Source organism: Methylobacterium soli (assembly GCF_008806385.1).
Lineage (GTDB): Bacteria > Pseudomonadota > Alphaproteobacteria > Rhizobiales > Beijerinckiaceae > Methylobacterium > Methylobacterium soli.
In genome coordinates, this window is sequence record NZ_VZZK01000067.1 from 1 (window position 1) to 16,255 (window position 16,255).

Genomic DNA, 16,255 nt, shown 5'->3' on the forward strand with positions numbered 1-16,255 from the left:
GACGCCTGCTTCTCGCTCCTTGATCCACACGAAATGACGAAGAGCCACTTTTGCGAAGCAAGTCCAACATCGTCGTCATGGACAACCTGCCAGCCCACAAGGTGGCTGGCGTGCAGGACGCGATCGAGGCCGCGGGAGCCAGGCTGCTCTACCTGCCGTCCTACAGCCCTGATCTCAACCCGATCGAGCAGGTCTTCGCAAAGCTCAAGGCGCTGTTGCGCAGCGCGGCAGCTCGCACCATCCCGGATCTCTGGGCGGCAATCCGGCAGGCCTTCACGCGCTTCACTCCGCAGGAGTGCCGCACCTACCTCGCCGCAGCTGGGTACGAGGACGATTCGGCCGTCGCTACGTGATCGGGAACAGCTCTAACTGCTCTCGACCGAGGTCCCGCCATATTCCTTTGCGTTCGTAGAGCGCCGCCTCATAATCGGACGGGCGGAGCATTACCACTCAAGACGAATGCATCAGAGCGTCTTGAGGTACTCAAGTATTGCCTTTTTCTCGGACGGGGAGAGCTGCGTACCGAATTCATGCCCGCAGCGACTGTTGCCTGAATTCCGGTCGTTGCACCCAGTCGTCACGATCGTGCTGTTGAGCCCAAGCTGGTCCTTCGCGAGGCCGATATTCACCAGATCGTAAGCCGGACCGATTTTGAACTCCGCCGGGCGCTCTGCAGCCGGCTTAAGGAGATCAGCAAGGGTTGGCACTGAGCCGTTGTGCAGGTACGGCGCAGTGGCCCAGATTCCCTCCAATACGCGGGACTCGTAGGCACCATGCATTGGCGGCGGGGCGCCTGCAGCTCGTGGCGACGGCGCCTCCATACTCGAGCGCTCGCCAGCAGCCGCAATGGAGGACGGCCGATTGAAAGCCCCCTGCAACTCCCGCAGGGCGGGCGGGAGAAGCTGGGGCGGCGGCGCACTAGCAACGGTCGAACCTTTCGCATCCCGGGGGCCTCCCGGCGTCCCCGCCGGAGCGGCGAAGAAGATGTCACCGCCAGTCAACGTGTAGGCCGTGATCGTCCCCACAACCGAATTCGCGAGGATGTTGAATATAAGATCTGTTTCCTTCAAAGGCTTGGTAACGAGGGGGATAAAGGCGCCCTTCAGTGCGCCGCTCTTCGCCGTCCAGGCGAGCACATCATACTCCCGCGTGTCAGTTCCGACATCCTGAACAGGCGTGGCCCACGTCTGCCGGCCCAAGAAACGCGCCGTCCCAGGGCGAATTCCATGACACTCAGCGCATCCGCCGGATACGGTGGCCCGTTCAAAGATAGCTTTACCTTGATTGGCCAGCACCTCGTCAATAGACGACGGCCACTTAGGTGGGCGGATCTTCTTGATTAAATCCTCGATCCGCTGGAGGTTTCCGAAATTGGCTGAATTATTGTTCAGATAATTGATTATCAGCCCTTCTTTCTTGGGCTGAAAGACTCCGAAAACACCGAGTACTTGGCCAAGGTTCCGTGCGAGCGCGAGAACGTCGCTGCCGTTGTCGGCAAAGCCCGGCCATTGGATCCGGTCCTGAACAGGTGCGTTCCAGAGAAAAGGGTACCGCGTTGGCGCGTCCGCCCGCCGAATATTCTCCTTGATAATGAACGTTGGCGGCGGTCCGAGATCCAACCCTGCCAAGCGGTTGAAGATCATCCCGACGGCATCGAGTCGACCAAAGCCCCATGGCGAGGCGTGTGGGAGGGCACGCTCCATGAGAGTGTGGTAGCGCAGGTGCCAAGCCGCCACCCGGTCGCGTAGTGCAGCTTTCTCCGCCGAATCGGGCATGGCCGTGCGGAGCGCGGACGCGGCAAAGCGGCCGAACTCCGACTCGTCCTGCAGGACCCGACCAACGGCAGTGTCGAGGTCGGCCAGTAGGCTCTGGAAGTCGACGATCGCCGGACCACCGTCGATGCGGTACTGACTCCCGCCCACTGTGATCTGGCGGGTATGGCAGGCCGAGCAGGTCATGCCGACGATCTGGACACCGGCGGGGCCAGTGGTTGTGAACCCGACCGGCAGGCCCTCGTCACTGGAAGGATTCGGCAGGTATCCGTAGCGCGTTAGCCCATCCTCAAGGAATGGACTTCCGTCACCCTGCCGCAAGGCTTGGAGCCAGGGCAGCGGGATCATACGGGCGCCCTGATCGAGAGTGTAGAACTCGGATCGCGCGGCATCCGTCCAAGCGGTTCCTTGATCTAGGAATTTGATGTCCTCCGGCGCCGACGCCGCGGTTTGCAGCGACGCCGCGAGAAGCAGGAGGGCGATCAGCAACTTTCGCGCGTGCATGACGATAACTCCATGCCGGCTGGCAGGCAAAGAAACCTCCTTTCACACTATGTTGCAACCAATAATTGTTTGGTATGAACAATGCGGCTGGCTCGTTGTGGCCTGATCGCCTTGTGCTAAGCCGGGCTGAGTGAGAGGATCAGTCAGGAGGGGCTTCCGCACCACCTTCAGCCTCACTGAACTTGGCAAAAGGTAGTGGATCGTTCTGCTGGTCCGCGACGGCTCAGCCGCCGAAAGGCAGTGATTCATCAGCTGACAGCCCGTGCGCAAGGCATCCACTTGGCTCGTGTTACGCACGCGTTACGCGGGCGGTCATATGATGGCACGGCTATCACTGCATACGCCCGCGGAACATTAACAATTTGAATTCACAGCAGGTCATTACAAATGAGCTGCTGTAGACCTTTGCCCTGTTTGAGGGTGGTTCTGCTGGTTGCCGCTGAGTGCATGCTCGCCAACCCAAGGGCGGTTTCTTGCTCTCGGGTTATCGATGGATCTGTGGCTCCGAAGTTCTGAAACGCGCCGATGCTGCCCGCGGCGGCATCAGGGCTCGGAACCGGCCAACTGCCCAACCGGGATGAAGTGCCCCCTCAGCCAATCCCGTAGGTACGACCGGAAGGCGACCGTCCTCGGAGCGTAGTGGATGAGGCGCCGCAACCAGTCTAGCCAATCGTCCCGCTGTCCCTTGAGGAACGCTTCAAACACGAGGCCCGTCGCCGCCTTCCTCCTCAGGAGGGGCAGGTCGCCATCGTAGTCCCAAACCATCTCGAGAAATTCGGCGACCACCATGAGGGGAAGTCATCTCCGCGCCGCTCCCCCCAATGTACCTTAGAGCAGCCCTCAGGCGGTGCAGCCGGTCGTCGTCCTGACGGCAGATCTCGTGGAGGGCATCGCCCTCGAGCGACACGAAGGAATGCTGACGCGCGGCCAGCCCGACCACGGCCGTGGCATAGTCAGCGGCGGACAGCGCGCCCGCCTCGGTCGCTGCCATCAAGGCTGCCTGCAGCCATAGGCTTCGGCATCCTGTCGCTGCCGTGGCCCAAGTGCGATAGCGGGCATCATCCGAGAGCAAGGGCACACCGCGCTCTCGCGCGAGGAAGGCCGCGTCGAGGAAGCTCGACCCGGCCATCTCCAGCATTTTATCGGCAACCTCGGACGTCTCGTCCGGAACCAAGATAGAGTGGATCTCGCATGCGGCGACGATCTTGTCTCGCCCCGCCTCAAGGACCGCGATCTGGGAGCGGAGGAAGTCGTCGTCGATCTCCTCCCGGTAGAATTGGTTCTCGTGCCAGGACACCGTCATCTGGCGATGGCCGATGCCCTGACGCTGCTTGTCGATCATCCGCTCGATCATCCGGATGCAAGCTTCGGAAGCATGGAGCGTCCCGAACCAGGACCTCAGAGTGGGGAGCAGGTCCATCTCTGCCGCGACCCACGCCGTATACGGATCCAGGACCGCGCCACGTCCGCGCGCTGCCAGGGCTGTGGCGCAGGCCGCCACTCGCTCCTCGCCACTGCCCGTGCAGGTTGCGACATCCGCGCCGAGCGTCCTCACGTACTGCGCGAAGCCGACCGGATCGCCCCCGAGTGCGCGAGCGACCATCGAGAGGGGCATATTCTCATCGAGGTAGAGTTTGGCGGTTCGCTCGTTTTGCTCTGCGGACCTGCGGACCATCGCCAGCGCTTCCGAGACGTCGCCTTCCTTCATCGTGAGACGCGACAGCCCCGGGACGCCCGGGTACCGGATCTCGAACTCCTCCATGATCCGATGGTGAAGCTGAAGGTACTTCCCGTGAACCGAGGCGATGGTCCACGTCTCGGGGTGGCCTCCCATCTTTGGGATCTCGAACGTGTCGCCGCGACGCTTGCCCGCGACCAGCCTCGCGATGGGGCTGCCGGGCGCCTCGACGGGGATGCCAAAGAACTCCGGTCCGTCATCCAAGGCGAAGGCCCGCCTCGTCCCCGCTGGCCCTTCGAGTGCGACGAAGGCGCCCGGGCCAGCTTCCTTCATCCGGAAGCCGGGCCCCCCGTTGCGGAGGAGGCCAAGGCCGACGTATCCGAGGGCGATGTCGGGACGGTCGGGATGCCTTCTGACGAGGTCGTAGGCCGCCGCATAGGCGTCTTCGCGGTTCCCTTCGGCCGCGACCTGCGTAATCAGCATCATCGCGTGTTCCGGCGTGCCCTTCATTTGCGCGAGCGGCAGCGACCTCAACAGCTTTCGAGCGGCCTTCGCTTGGCCGGAACGACGCATGGCTTCGATTAGCCGGAGCGTCACATAGGTGTTGCTCTCCTCGGCGTCGCGCAGACGACGCAGAAGGGCGAGTGCCTCGGGAACCCTGTTGAGATCGAGCAGGACGCTGGCATGCGCCCGCGCAATCTCGGCTCTCGATCGTACGTCGGATGGTAGCCCCTCGAAGAAGCGCAGGTTTCGAGCTCGGTGAGGCCGCTCGTTCGCGTGTGCAGCGGCCAGCCAAACGTTCTCCCGCTCGTAACCCCAAACGGGTACATGCCCGTCGACGAAGAAGGACGGCCCTGGGCGGAGGCGCGCATCAAAGCAATTACGGGCGGCGATAAGATCGAGGCGCGCTTCATGCGCCAGGACTTCTTCGAGTACACGCCGCAGTTCAAGTTGTTCATCTCAGGCAACCATAAGCCGCGGCTGCGCTCCGTCGACGAGGCGACTAGCCGGCGCTTTCAGGTCATCCCGTTCACGGTCACGATCCCGCCTGAAGAGCGGGACAAAGGGCTGGAGCAGAAGCTGAAGTCCGAATGGCCGGGGATCCTGGCGTGGATGATCGAGGGCTGCCTGCTCTGGCAGCGCGAAGGTCTGAACCCGCCAGAGGCAGTGCGCACCTCAACATCTTCCTACTTCAACGATGAGGACACAGTGCTGCGATGGTTTGAGGAGTGCTGCGAGGCTGATCCATCAGCCCGAACGGCCTCTTCGGAGGCGTACGACAGCTTTGTCAGTTGGGCTACACGAGCTCGGGAGTTTGTCTTGAGTCAGAAAGCGTTCTCGGAGCGTCTCGCAGTTCGAGCAGAGCGCCTCGGCCTCACCAAAGGATCGGATCGGAAGGGCGCGCACTTCCAGGGCCTGAGGGTGAGAGAGGAGGAGTTCGCTCCCTTCTGAGCGTCCGATTGATACTCTCTGTGGTGGGTGTGGTGGATGCTACTTTTTGCAACGTATGCGCGCGCACACGCACGCACGTAACGCTTGAAAAAGTTCGACCAACCACACCCACCACAGGCCTCGACCGACGCCAAAGCTGATCGGAGCCGGCCGATAATTTCACGTTCGCTCTGGGGAATATCCATGGCCCGTCCTCGCACCAAACGCCACGTTCTGATCGAGAATGCCGCCTGCCTCGACATCGCCTCCTTGGTGCGCGCGGGGTGGCTGCCTCAAGGACAGGCGGCGACCGGGTTCGCTCCCCTCGTTCATCATCCTGGCGGCACGCACGCCGGTTGGGTGTACGTCGCGTCCGAGCTGACGGAGAATCGGCCCCCAAGTCTCCACCTCACCTTCGCCGATCGTAACGGCCGTGCTCATGAGCAGCGCATCGCTCTCACATCCTTGCCCCGCCCGCCGTTCGGCGGCCTGCGATGGTTTTTCATCTGCCCACAGACAGGTGCTCGGGCCTGCCGCCTCTACCTGCCCAGAGACGGCGAGCGCTTCCTTTCTCGCGAGGCGCACGGGCTCCGCTACGCCGTCGAGCACGGGACGCAGGATACGAACGACATCATCCAGGCCTGCCGCCTTCACGCGCGCATCACGGGTGAGGCTCCGCCGAACGGAGCGCTCAGTCCCCTTCCTCACCGGCCGAAAGGCATGCGCGCGGCAACCCACGCTCGGCTGACTGCCCGCCTGATGCGCGTTCAGGCCCGCGTCGTAGGGCGACTCGATGTATGGCTTGAGACGCTGCAGCTTGATGAGCACCGCACACCATAGCTACAAGCCGCGAGAACGCGGGCTGAGCGGGCGGGAGTGTGCTGAGCGTAGTTCGACTACAGCTCCCGGTCTGACCGCCGCTGCGGCCCTTCTGAGCGATTTCTCGTGCGTCCGAACACTCGACGCTTCAGGGTTCCGACGTTTCGCCCAGCACCACTCTTAGCAGCGGGCAACGATCTGCACCCTTGCCTCTCGTGCCTGCCCCAAGCGATCGCAGCCCAAATGGGATTGCCTCTGAAGGCTGACACATGGCCCATGCCGTCGTCGGCAGAGGCGCTGATCATGTTGACCTCGGCGCGGCAGTCACTCCTTAAACGCGGGGTAGTGAACGTCACCAGCATAGACCCTGCCCTTGTAGGCGGGCACGATCAGCATGACCGGATGGAACATGGGTTTGGTGACAACAGCAGAGCTAGGCGCTGCCGCCTTGTAGCCGATCCAAACAGCCTCAGTCATGAGAATAGGCGCTGTTTTTGGGTTGCGGGTAAAAGTCTGTTCCTGGATAAACATATGCTCGAAGAGAGGATTGGCATGCCTAAGCTGTTTCGTCGTGCCGTCGACCGAAAGCTGGCGGACAAAATCGGCAGGGAATACTTCTCGCCAACTCCAATTCGAATCGAGGCCTATGCTCAGCAGTCCCGGCCTGTAGGCCGCGTGCACCATTGGTATGTTGAATGTTTCCTCGGGTTTGTTAGCCAAGTCGGTGAGCTTGCTAGCGACGTTCGCCGGGCGACCCAACCAGACGAGATTACGGTAGGCGGATTGCTCCGTGCCATGTCTGCGAACGCCGGTCTTCGTCGCAAGCATTTTCCCGGTGTCGATGCCGATCCCACACTCGACCTCCCCGCGCGTGAAATGCCTGTTGATGATGTACTGCGACACGGAGTTCATCGAAATTGCGCACTCGACGGCATTCACGAACGCATTCTTGCGGTCGAAAATGACCATTACCCGGTCGCCGATGATCCCACGCACATGACCCTTGTGATAGCGGGCGCAACGGGTCATGGCCCTGACAAACGCGGAATAGAGCTTCGAAACGGTCTTTGGCTTGTGAGTGAGATTGAGCTGTGTCGAACGGCGAATATCGATGTAGAGGACGCAAGTGTCGATCAACTTCGTGCCTTGACGCTTGGCATCAAGATTCGGAAAAGTGACGGCAGGATTTGAGGAGTGCGGAACAGTATTGGTCTCGGTAATGTCGATCTGGAATTCGGTCCCAAGGATCGTCGCCACCTCGTCGGCGACCTCATCCCTCAAGTCTTTTATACCCATCAGGAAACTCCGAGACGGGGAGCGACAAGCTGCCAGACGGCTCGAATGGCTGGGATCGCAAGTGCAGCGAGAGCGATTAAAACGATGAGTGCGCCCCAGTTGAAGAATTGGAGCTTCCGCTTAGTGATCTGGCTGACAACCGCGATTTGGATTGACAGATCATCCAGGTAGTTGCGCGTCGCAGACTCATTCTCGGGTGGATAGTACCGATCTCGCACCCGGTCCCTGTAAGCGGCTGGGGCGAAGCTAGCAGCGTCTCCAAAATATAGCAGCGCTTTGGACTGCTCAGGGTCCTGGTGGAACACCGACAACAGCATCTTGGGCAGGAACGAGACGATAGCGATCAAACCGGCGAGCGCGAACAGGGGCAAGGCCACTATGAAAGAGATCCGCCAATCCCCGGTGAGCTTGGCCGATCCCATCAGGAGGTTGATCGAGCCGAGTATCCAAGCGGACGCGAATGTGAGCAGGGCTGCGTTCTTGGCCTCCGCAAATTTCAGAAGGTCAAGAATGCGGGCAAGGGTCGCGCTCAGCACCCGCTCAAAGGCCTCTTGCTGGTCGTCCTTCATGAAACAACTCCCCTGTGCGGGGGAATAGCCGAGCTAGAATGAAATAGGTAGTGGGACACTTGGCCCGAAGAGCAAAAGAATCCACTGGCAGTATTGATCGTTTGATGGACGAGCGGATCCAACGAAATCTAAATCTTTCGGATGGAATTTACCTGAGCAGCGATAATTTAGATCGTGATGCGAAGATTCCACAAGCGCATAGACTAGGTATATCCGCGAAGTTGACCGATTTACTAGGCAGCGCCGGGCTAGCGACGCACAGCAGCTCATTTGTAATGACCTGCTGTAGGTGAAAAATTTCGATGCTTTTTGGGCACTTGCAGCGAAAATTCGGCTAACATGCGGTTGTTCGCGTAACACATGCGTAACACATGCGTAACACAAGCCGAGCTGGGGTTCCGAGACCCGTCTCTGAGAGCAAACACCTGGCGTTTAGAGTATGGCTTGATCACCGACCGCGGCATCGGTGGGGGACGTCGTGCCGGGCCGGTGACTGCCACCCCAGGTTCGCGCGGGACGCAGGTAAATGTTGCGCGCTGCGACTTGGGCCTACGAGCGTAGGAAGCGAACGCAATGGCAACGCTGAGGTTCTGGCGGCCGTTGGTTCGCCATGGTCCGTGTCGCCATCATGATCGGCACTCCGAAAGGCTCGAACCTTGTAGGAGCGCAGACCGAGAGAGAAGCCGCGGCTGCGGCTGAGGCGGTCTTGCGCCGGCTCGATCCGCTCGCACTTCCGGTGCCGGTAAGCGTCCAGTGTGACGATCCTAAAGCCGCTGTCCGGCTCTCGAATTACCTTGCCGCAGTGCAAGCCGAACTAGTCAGGACCTAAGCTCCTGGGATGTTCCATCGGGCGCGTGCGGCCTGGTCGTTCACATAATCAGCACGTTCCCTTCGCGTAAGTTCGAATATGGAAAGAGGCGCTTCATGGTGTTGACGGATCAAGCCGCGCGATGGTGTCGAGGATGATGTGTCGGTGCTCGCGCATCTGGATGAGGGTCTGTTCCAGTAGCGCGAGCAGCTTCTCAGCCTCGACCAAATCGCGCTTGCTCTCCGATAGGCGCTTGATCAACGCCTGCTGTCTGAGGATGCGCGCCTCAGCTTCGGCAATGTGCCGATCTGCCAAGGCGAGGTGCTCGCGCTCTTGCTCTAGGTTAATCACCCCCTGAACATAGAGCGCTTTGAACCCTCTGTCTCATGCGTGCGAGGCCGCGGGAAATTCGCGCAAGGTCCCTTATGGAGTGGAAGAAAGGCCCTCTGGACGCTGTCCAAAGGCTGTCATCCACATCACGCAGCGTTACGCCGGCCCCATCCTCGCGTATAGGCAGATTGCTGGCTCTCGATCTCGACACAAGCGAAAGGCGGGACAATGTCCCGCCTCCAGAGAGACGATCCAGGTTGAGGGCAGCGGCCGTGGCCACGCCCTGGAAGGTCATTTTGGCCAGCCCGCGGTAGCGCGCCCGGCGCAGGCCGAAGCTGCGTACGCCTTGCGCTATCGTCCCCTCAATGCCTTGTCGCTGCCCGTAGAGTTGTCGACCCTCCTCGCTCTCCTGCCGCTGCCGCGCGGCCGCCAGCGCCTCGTGCTCGGCGCGCGGACGCAGGCTGAGTCGTTGGCTCGTCGCCCGGGTGCAGCGCGGCTTGACGGAGCACGCGCGACAGACGGTGGGTCTGAAGCCCGCGCCGCCCTGCAGGGCCCCGTACTTCACCGCGTTCGTGGTCAACTCGTGCATGGCCAGAGCAAAGTTCTGCACCTGCCGGGCATTGAGGGTGCACCTTCGGGCCTGAGAGCATCACCCTCGGCAATGCGGCTTCGGAGTGCGCTGCGAGCTCTGCGCTGACCAGCGCCCCGATCTCGACCGTGTCACTGCCGAACTAGCTGAGCAGGCCCTGGGCTCGGTTGAGCGCCTTCAGACGGTTTTGGAAGTCCTCGACTGAGCCGCCCTCGCCGACAGTTTTGGAAGCCACCGATGTGATTACACCGAGCAGGTTGCGGCTGCGGTGCTGCAACTCATGAACCAGCACCTCCAGGCGGGCAGCGCTGGCCTTCCGCTCGGTCACGTCCTTGGCAATGCCAGCCACGCGCTGCACACACCCGGTCTCGTCGAGGAGCGGGAAGTCGGTGTCCTCGATCTAGCTCATCTCACCGTCCGAGGCGCGCCGGATCCGGAACTCGTGCTTGATCCGCTCGCCAGCCCGGATCCGCTCTATGACGGCCAGCGTGCGCTCGCAGCCCTCGGGTAGATCAGCTCTGCCCATCGCTCCAGGGTTTCGCCAATGAGGACGGCTTCGCGGCTCTGGACGTAGATCGCCTCGAAGGCCGGGCTGACATATTCGAACTGCAGCGTCCTGGCATCTTGGATCCAGAGCAGGTCCGACGAGGCGCACCCGAACTGCTGGAAGAGCGCCTCGCTCCGTGGCGGGCGGACTGCGCCCGCCGCGAACGTTCGGTCGGTTACTCCTGGGATTGAAGGAGGCGGCGGTCGGCGCAGCCGCTACGGCGCTTCCGGGAGCATGCATTCACTGATCAGAAATCCGGTACGGTCGAATGTACCGCGCCAAGCCATCTTGCCGGCTCGAACCGTGACGCTCGCTCCTTTGTTTTCCTCGTCGTTCCCCGACTCCAAAAAGCTCTTGAGGATGCCAAGCCTGATCTGATGCTGAAGATATCCCGTCGAGGTACCGAATTTGCCGGCGAGTTCGTCGATATCGACAATCCAATCGCCACGCTCATCTAGGTCAAAACGCATTGGGGTGCCCTCCATCAGCTCGGCGGCAGATGCAGGGCTGGGGCCAGTCCTATCACATCGGTGCGCAGCAGTACGCGGAAAACGGATCAAAGGGTGGGGGCTCACTCTGAGCCCGATCGTGGCACGGCAGGCGCCACCACCAACCGATTGTTTTCAAGGCGATTCAACAGTATCTGCCCTTGATCTGGCGGGAGATTGTAGCGGGCCGATAAATCTTCAACAATCTTAGTCAGTTCTGCAGATGTACAGCTCCTCGCATTTACTGCGTCGGCCAAGGCATCAGCCGCAGCCATCATCCTAAGTTCGTGCCTGATCTCAACTACCGAAGGCAAGGGCACCTTCCGCCCAAAATGCATATGGCGTCTCATAGCCGCTCTCTCACGCTGCCTTGACTCAACGAAGTAATTCATCGGAGGCAAAAAACCGCGTGAATGCGTGCCTTCGCTTCGCGCCTTTCTTAAAATAACTACTACTCCAATCAACTGTTCCCAATTATTCCGGCATCAAAAGCATAAATAATTATCTAGAAAAATGATAGAAGGGTGTATCATGGAGATCCAGCACCGGCACGGAATATCGGCATCTACCTTCTTGCGACGAGGAACATGGCATGCGCGCAAAAGGGCATCCCGCAGGATTGGCACACGATCGAGAGCGGCCGATCAAAAGGCTGCAGGAACACTGCCGTCCCGGATGCGTGAAGGGGAGTGGCTGCCTGTTTTGACTCGACGGTCGAACTTTGCGAGAGCGGGGTGACACTTTTTGGATACGCCCCACAGCTATGAGGTTAGCTATGGACCACGAAGTGGAGCGCTTCGATGCCAAAGCTGAGGATGGTACTGTTCGCACCATCATTTCTTGGCAGACGTTTGCACGAACTGGGGGCCTCAGCGGATCTCATATCCTTAAGGGACAACACCGATTCTCGCTGCTAAATGGCAAGGGTGTGAATCAGCTTAGCAGCGGTGACTTCCGGGTGATTGAGAGCGGCGAGGTCTTGCGAAGAACTGTTGTGTGATTCGAGGTAGCTTCCGCAAATTCTCTCTTGGGCGAAGCGGCATCGTGACTTGTGGACTGGAAGCGGGTACGATCATGCCGATCAACGATCGCCAGTTGGAATTTTCCCCACTCTCCGGCCGCGTCACGCGCGACGGGTTCACCGTCGAGGTGAAGATCTATCGATTTTGCGGTGAGGCCGCGGACTGGGCGCTAGAGGTCATCGATCACGAGGGCGGCTCAACGGTTTGGAGCGAGCTCTTCGCAAGCGATGATGCGGCTTACGAGGCCTTCAGGCTCGCTGTGGATGAAGACGGAATAGGCTCTTTCGCGGGGCCTGGTGAGACGCTGCACTGAGCCGCGCCTCCGACGTCCTCAACGTTGTCTTCATCGCACAAGACAACGAAGGACCTAGCCCAGCTGTATCTTTTGAGGTTCTCGCGCGTTATGCCCGTGAGCCATGCTTAGAATCGAACGCGATCATGATTGAGTTTTTCGACCGGGCGGGGGCTGCCGCGGCCTATTCGCCTGACGATAGGTCTCTCTTTCTTTGGAGCGGTCAGCCCGCCGCATTCATCGACGATGGCAAGGTTTATGCCTACTCTGGCCGCTTTATCGGGTGGGTTGGCAATGGCTGGATCGTCGATGACGAAGGCCAGCACCTCTTGTTCGAGTTCGACGCCGTAGGGGGGCCTGTGAAGCCAGCTCGAACAGCAAAAACAGTGCCGGGTCAGCGTGGGCGAAACCCGACGAAATCAACGCCTCAACCTACTCCCGTTCGACCCGGACCGTCGCCGTCGCCATCTTGGTCGCTCCGAGCCTTCGCCGATCTGATCTGACGTGTGAAGAGCCGGCGCGGAGAGTGTCAACGGTGACCTTTCGCTAGCCAAAGTAAGGACCCTACTCGCGCTCGAAGACGAGCCGGCGAGTTGGTGCAGAGAGCGTTGTGCTCGACCTCACTGCTGCCCTCGTGATCGGCTACATCCACCGCATTCAGGAATAGGCCCTGTCGCTTGTCCGCTGCCCAGCGGGCGAAGCAGCCACCCGGCGCAGGTTCTCGACCCGTCCAGCTCAGGTGCGAGCACGCGCGATGCCCTGCCCGAATCCTGAATGGGCCGGGAATCTTTTGTGCTCCGCTGCTCTCTGACCCATGGTAGGTGCCAGCGTGGCGTCCCATATCCTGAGCATGATCACCTTTACGCCGAACCCGCATATACTGCGGGTCACCCCTTCTCCGACCGAGCTCGGTCGCTTCGATTGGGTGATTCTGAGGGATGGGGCGGTGGTGCGCCGATCCAATCGGTCTTTCGGCTCTGAAGGGACTTCGGCGGCAGACGGAGACACGGCGCTCCGAGAAGTCACCGCGCTCTGGCGAAATACCAAATAGTCGTGGGACGCATAGGCTTTCTGTAGACAGGTTCTGCGTTTCTCATTCTACGCGCCCGATATCGTACCAGACGCTCTCCAGCACCATTGCTCGCCAGTCGGAATGCTCTGGATCCATTTGGACGAGGTGCATGTTTGCCTCGTCCAAGGCATCGAGGCCACCAGCAGCTTGGATGATCTCACCGAGGCGGTGCAGCTCAGTCCACTGTGCCGCTCCAGATGGATCTGCGACGCAAAAGCCAATAGCTGGGCCAAGCTGAGCCATTCCCGGCTCTCGCCACGTCGTTAGAGCTCCACCATCACGAACGGCACTGAAGGTTAGGCCGCGTTGCTCACCCTTCACGATCGCTTTCAACAAACTGTCAGTTGCAATCTCGGCGGTACACTGAGGTCTCTCCATATCCGTTGCCTTCATCCACCCAGCAGGCTCGCCTGTCGCATGTGTTGACCGGCGTGTAGTAGTGGTCCGGCCAGCATAGGGATTTCAAGGTGGCGGGCGCGGCAAGTTTTACCCGCGAGGCGCCCGCCATCCAGCAGCCCTCGCCTCAACCTCGGAGCAGAACATTCGTTCGCCTGAGGCCTCATTGAGCCGGGTGCGCTCATAATCGCGCGTGCCGGGCAGGTGGTAGATCTTAGCACCCGCCGCGCTGATGTTCCCCTTGATCTGACACGCCCCTGCAGCGGCCGACGATTTTAGGGTAGCCACCGGCGGCCTCGCCGCCTCGGGCCGCGTCTCTACACCATTCGCGCGCTTGGCCCGGCGCCAGTCCGAGGGCGGGTCGAAGGTGCCGGCCCAGATCCCGCGCTTCAGCGCTCTCGCCGTTAACTCCTGCCGCAAATACTCGGTGGAGTAGCGCTGGTAGGCGATGGCGTAGCCCTGAGCAACCATCCAGCCATTGAGGTCCTCACTTCCCTTCCAACACACGGCCACGGTGCGGCCGTAGCGGTCAGTGTCGCGTGGCTCGCAGGAAAGTGTTGCGTCGCCGATTCTGTCGGCTAAGGCCAGCGCAGCCTTCTGCCCACAGCGATAGTCCTTGCCCGCCGCATCCTGACAGAGCTGCGCGCTCTCAGGTGTGTCGACACCATGGAGGCGAATCTTGGTGTCCCGGATGATAAGGGTATCCCCATCACTGACCGAGGCGCGACCAGTGATAGGCTCGGCAGCGAGAACAGGCACACTGAAAAGCAGGAATGCAAAGCTGAAGCTGCGTATCATCAATCCGCTTCCGGCATGGGCTTCTGATAGATTGTGCGAAAGAGACCACCAGCTTGCTGTTTCATCTTGGCAACCTCCACGTCGGTGACGCTGCCAGTGCAGTTTGCACTGAAGAAGCCGGCGTCCGTCAGATCTGCCGCGTATGCGACGGACCTTGTGATCATCAAACGCCACGCGCAGCCCAGCACACGATCCCTTCGCACCGCATCATCGCATCCATTAGTCAAACAAGAGGAAACATCGCGTTGTGCGGGCAGATCTCCCGCCAGTGCTTTAGGAAACGAGTTCTTAAAACGCAGCTGCGCTCCTTCACAAGCAAAATCACTCTTTGTGCAGACCTGAAGATAATTATCTGCAGATTGCGCGGACGCGCCGCTCGGTTCAACTAAAAACAACAGAGCTAGTGCCGCAAATCGTTTCATGGCCGGTGTGCCCCGAAAACTTCGAAAAATTTATATGATGGCGGCCTGCGCCGAAAAGAAGGCCTGCCGCGCTGCTTCGAGTCATTTTAAATGTTTCTTCACAGGCCCGGGGTGTCTGCGCGGAATACGCTCTCTTGCCAACCCATGGCCAGAATTCACATCTGGTGCTGAGGCTTACACGGCGAAGTTGCTCTTCGCCTGAACCGGGAGCACGCTGAACTAGGCTGCTAGCTGTCTGGTGGTAGCGGAGCGTTGTTGCGATCGAGAGGGTTGGGCGATCGAGGACTACGCCTAGCGCTTTGACGGCTTAAGCCGGCCACACTCACCCCGCAGGGCCCGCTGATGCTCTCCATCCACCCGATAGCGATGCTGCGAGCTGCGACGTTTACAAAATTCCGTACTCCGGCTCCGAGAACGCCACAGCGAGCGAGGCGGAGGCACTCGTCCGCGAGCACGGCGCGCGAGTGACCGCTCTCATCACCTACAATTTCTGAGCGCGTTCTATACCGGTCTGCAGTGGGCAATGGCATCAGGGGCCCATAACTCCCCTTGTCGCCTGCAGCGCCGGCGCTGCGCGGTTTTCCAAGACTGAACGGGTAAAAGGCGCAGCGTGCGATGATGCAACCTTCCTAGAGGGAAGCCCTGATGGCTACGGGAAAGAAGCACAGAAACCGCGAAGCTAAGAAGCCGGTATCGAAAACAATTGCAGCCGCGCCATCAACGAAGGGCACGGTTGGAGGAGCAATAAAATCGCCGAGTAATAAGTAAAAGGGCCGCCATTTGGCGGCCCAATTAGGTCTTCATCTATATTGGATGGATCAGTAGTCCATCCCGCCCATGCCGCCGCCTGGCATCGCTGGCGCGCCGCTATCCTTCTTCGGAGCGTCGACGATCATGGCTTCCGTGGTGACGAGCAGGCCGGCAACCGAGGCGGCACCCTGCAGCGCGGCCCGCACGACCTTGGCCGGGTCGACGATGCCGGCCTGGAGCAGATCCACGTACTCTTCGGTCTGGGCGTTGAAGCCGAAGGTCTCGGAGCCTTCGTTGTCGGTGATCTTGCCGACCACGATCGAGCCCTCGACGCCCGAATTCTCGGCGATCTGGCGGATCGGGGCCTCAAGCGACCGGAGGACGATCTTGATGCCGGCCTGGACGTCGGCGTTGTCGCTGGTGAGAGCCGCGACCGCCTTCCTGGCGCGGAGCAGCGCCGTGCCGCCGCCGGGAACGATGCCCTCCTCGACCGCCGCGCGGGTGGCGTGAAGCGCATCCTCCACGCGATCTTTCTTCTCCTTGACCTCGATCTCGGTCGAACCGCCGACGCGAATGATCGCAACGCCGCCCGCGAGTTTGGCCAGGCGCTCCTGCAGCTTCTCGCGGTCGTAATCCGAGGTGGTCTCCTCGATCTGCGCCTTGATCTGCCCG

At 60.6% G+C, this 16,255-nt stretch carries 17 protein-coding genes and 2 pseudogenes; 6 read left to right on the forward strand and 13 right to left on the reverse strand.

From position 1 onward, the window contains the following. Positions 1-44: 44 nt before the first annotated feature. Positions 45-353 (forward strand): annotated as a pseudogene (locus F6X53_RS30345) (transposase); the annotation flags it as partial. Positions 354-464: 111 nt separating this feature from the next. Here the strand turns inward: F6X53_RS30345 and F6X53_RS30350 are convergent. Together F6X53_RS30350 and F6X53_RS30355 are read right to left on the reverse strand one after the other, a co-directional pair. Further along, on the reverse strand, positions 465-2,276 hold the full coding sequence (locus tag F6X53_RS30350) for a di-heme-cytochrome C peroxidase (RefSeq protein WP_151005384.1): 1,812 nt from the start codon (positions 2,274-2,276) through the stop codon (positions 465-467). A gap of 697 nt (positions 2,277-2,973) precedes the next feature. After that, positions 2,974-4,899, reverse strand: coding sequence for a tetratricopeptide repeat protein (locus tag F6X53_RS30355; RefSeq protein WP_151005386.1), 1,926 nt, complete (start codon positions 4,897-4,899; stop codon positions 2,974-2,976). On the opposite strand from F6X53_RS30355, the gene F6X53_RS30360 reads away from it, so the two are divergent. Next, entirely contained in the window at positions 4,783-5,406 is a 624-nt protein-coding gene (locus F6X53_RS30360; protein WP_151005388.1) for a phage/plasmid primase, P4 family, read from the forward strand. The genes F6X53_RS30355 and F6X53_RS30360 overlap by 117 nt on opposite strands. Before the next feature lie 183 nt (positions 5,407-5,589). Further along, positions 5,590-6,225, forward strand: coding sequence for a hypothetical protein (locus F6X53_RS30365; protein ID WP_151005390.1), 636 nt, complete (start codon positions 5,590-5,592; stop codon positions 6,223-6,225). A gap of 303 nt (positions 6,226-6,528) precedes the next feature. Here F6X53_RS30365 and F6X53_RS30370 read toward each other — a convergent pair whose 3' ends face one another. The 7 genes and pseudogenes from F6X53_RS30370 to F6X53_RS30400 all read right to left on the reverse strand — a co-directional run bounded on the left by F6X53_RS30370 (position 6,529) and on the right by F6X53_RS30400 (position 10,813). Further along, on the reverse strand, positions 6,529-7,500 hold the full coding sequence (locus F6X53_RS30370; RefSeq protein ID WP_151005392.1) for an adenylate/guanylate cyclase domain-containing protein: 972 nt from the start codon (positions 7,498-7,500) through the stop codon (positions 6,529-6,531). Next, positions 7,500-8,069, reverse strand: coding sequence for a Pycsar system effector family protein (locus tag F6X53_RS30375; RefSeq protein ID WP_151005394.1), 570 nt, complete (start codon positions 8,067-8,069; stop codon positions 7,500-7,502). The genes F6X53_RS30370 and F6X53_RS30375 overlap by 1 nt, the downstream gene beginning before the upstream one ends. 922 nt (positions 8,070-8,991) lie before the next feature. Continuing rightward, on the reverse strand, positions 8,992-9,192 hold the full coding sequence (locus tag F6X53_RS30385) for a hypothetical protein (RefSeq protein ID WP_238296835.1): 201 nt from the start codon (positions 9,190-9,192) through the stop codon (positions 8,992-8,994). A 256-nt stretch (positions 9,193-9,448) separates the two neighbouring features. Then, a pseudogene (locus tag F6X53_RS30390) lies at positions 9,449-9,745 on the reverse strand (transposase); the annotation flags it as partial. A 193-nt stretch (positions 9,746-9,938) separates the two neighbouring features. Next, positions 9,939-10,154, reverse strand: a complete 216-nt coding sequence (locus F6X53_RS30395; protein WP_191971069.1) for an HWE histidine kinase domain-containing protein — start codon at positions 10,152-10,154, stop codon at positions 9,939-9,941. 42 nt (positions 10,155-10,196) lie between these two features. Beyond that, positions 10,197-10,322 carry a hypothetical protein gene (locus tag F6X53_RS33805; protein WP_280526084.1) on the reverse strand — a complete coding sequence of 42 codons (126 nt, stop codon included), beginning with the start codon at positions 10,320-10,322 and terminating at the stop codon, positions 10,197-10,199. Positions 10,323-10,558: 236 nt separating this feature from the next. Beyond that, positions 10,559-10,813: a DUF6522 family protein gene (locus F6X53_RS30400; protein WP_151005402.1), complete on the reverse strand. Its 255-nt coding sequence runs from the start codon at positions 10,811-10,813 to the stop codon at positions 10,559-10,561. Between the two features lie 793 nt (positions 10,814-11,606). On the opposite strand from F6X53_RS30400, the gene F6X53_RS30405 reads away from it, so the two are divergent. The 3 genes from F6X53_RS30405 (at position 11,607) to F6X53_RS34170 (ending at position 12,648) form a co-directional block, all read left to right on the forward strand. Further along, positions 11,607-11,831, forward strand: a complete 225-nt coding sequence (locus F6X53_RS30405; protein ID WP_151005404.1) for a hypothetical protein — start codon at positions 11,607-11,609, stop codon at positions 11,829-11,831. A gap of 74 nt (positions 11,832-11,905) precedes the next feature. Further along, positions 11,906-12,166: a hypothetical protein gene (locus F6X53_RS30410; RefSeq protein ID WP_151005406.1), complete on the forward strand. Its 261-nt coding sequence runs from the start codon at positions 11,906-11,908 to the stop codon at positions 12,164-12,166. A 125-nt stretch (positions 12,167-12,291) separates the two neighbouring features. After that, the gene (locus F6X53_RS34170) at positions 12,292-12,648 is read left to right on the forward strand and encodes a 4-fold beta flower protein (RefSeq protein WP_151005408.1); all 357 of its coding nucleotides are present in this window, start codon (positions 12,292-12,294) and stop codon (positions 12,646-12,648) included. Between the two features lie 590 nt (positions 12,649-13,238). On the opposite strand, the gene F6X53_RS30420 is transcribed toward F6X53_RS34170, so the two are convergent. The 4 genes from F6X53_RS30420 to F6X53_RS30435 form a co-directional block, all read right to left on the reverse strand. Beyond that, the gene (locus F6X53_RS30420) at positions 13,239-13,610 is read right to left on the reverse strand and encodes a hypothetical protein (protein WP_151005410.1); all 372 of its coding nucleotides are present in this window, start codon (positions 13,608-13,610) and stop codon (positions 13,239-13,241) included. A gap of 93 nt (positions 13,611-13,703) precedes the next feature. Continuing rightward, a complete protein-coding gene (locus F6X53_RS30425; protein ID WP_373875976.1) occupies positions 13,704-14,408 on the reverse strand; it encodes a thermonuclease family protein in 705 nt (234 codons plus the stop codon). A 2-nt stretch (positions 14,409-14,410) separates the two neighbouring features. Continuing rightward, positions 14,411-14,833 carry a hypothetical protein gene (locus tag F6X53_RS30430; RefSeq protein ID WP_151005414.1) on the reverse strand — a complete coding sequence of 141 codons (423 nt, stop codon included), beginning with the start codon at positions 14,831-14,833 and terminating at the stop codon, positions 14,411-14,413. 818 nt (positions 14,834-15,651) lie between these two features. Beyond that, the coding region (locus tag F6X53_RS30435; protein WP_280526085.1) for a TCP-1/cpn60 chaperonin family protein at positions 15,652-16,255 on the reverse strand (604 nt) is incomplete at its 5' end.

Bases quoted from the DNA above. Each gene is read 5' to 3' on its own strand.
- F6X53_RS30375 (WP_151005394.1), bottom strand. From the start codon at position 8,069: ATGAAGGACGACCAGCAAGAGGCCTTTGAGCGGGTGCTGAGCGCGACC.
- F6X53_RS30405 (WP_151005404.1), top strand. From the start codon at position 11,607: ATGGACCACGAAGTGGAGCGCTTCGATGCCAAAGCTGAGGATGGTACT.
- F6X53_RS34170 (WP_151005408.1), top strand. From the start codon at position 12,292: ATGATTGAGTTTTTCGACCGGGCGGGGGCTGCCGCGGCCTATTCGCCT.
- F6X53_RS33805 (WP_280526084.1), bottom strand. From the start codon at position 10,322: ATGGGCAGAGCTGATCTACCCGAGGGCTGCGAGCGCACGCTGGCCGTC.
- F6X53_RS30420 (WP_151005410.1), bottom strand. From the start codon at position 13,610: ATGAAGGCAACGGATATGGAGAGACCTCAGTGTACCGCCGAGATTGCA.
- F6X53_RS30430 (WP_151005414.1), bottom strand. From the start codon at position 14,833: ATGAAACGATTTGCGGCACTAGCTCTGTTGTTTTTAGTTGAACCGAGC.
- F6X53_RS30365 (WP_151005390.1), top strand. From the start codon at position 5,590: ATGGCCCGTCCTCGCACCAAACGCCACGTTCTGATCGAGAATGCCGCC.
- F6X53_RS30410 (WP_151005406.1), top strand. From the start codon at position 11,906: ATGCCGATCAACGATCGCCAGTTGGAATTTTCCCCACTCTCCGGCCGC.
- F6X53_RS30360 (WP_151005388.1), top strand. From the start codon at position 4,783: ATGCCCGTCGACGAAGAAGGACGGCCCTGGGCGGAGGCGCGCATCAAA.
- F6X53_RS30350 (WP_151005384.1), bottom strand. From the start codon at position 2,276: ATGCACGCGCGAAAGTTGCTGATCGCCCTCCTGCTTCTCGCGGCGTCG.
- F6X53_RS30400 (WP_151005402.1), bottom strand. From the start codon at position 10,813: ATGCGTTTTGACCTAGATGAGCGTGGCGATTGGATTGTCGATATCGAC.
- F6X53_RS30370 (WP_151005392.1), bottom strand. From the start codon at position 7,500: ATGGGTATAAAAGACTTGAGGGATGAGGTCGCCGACGAGGTGGCGACG.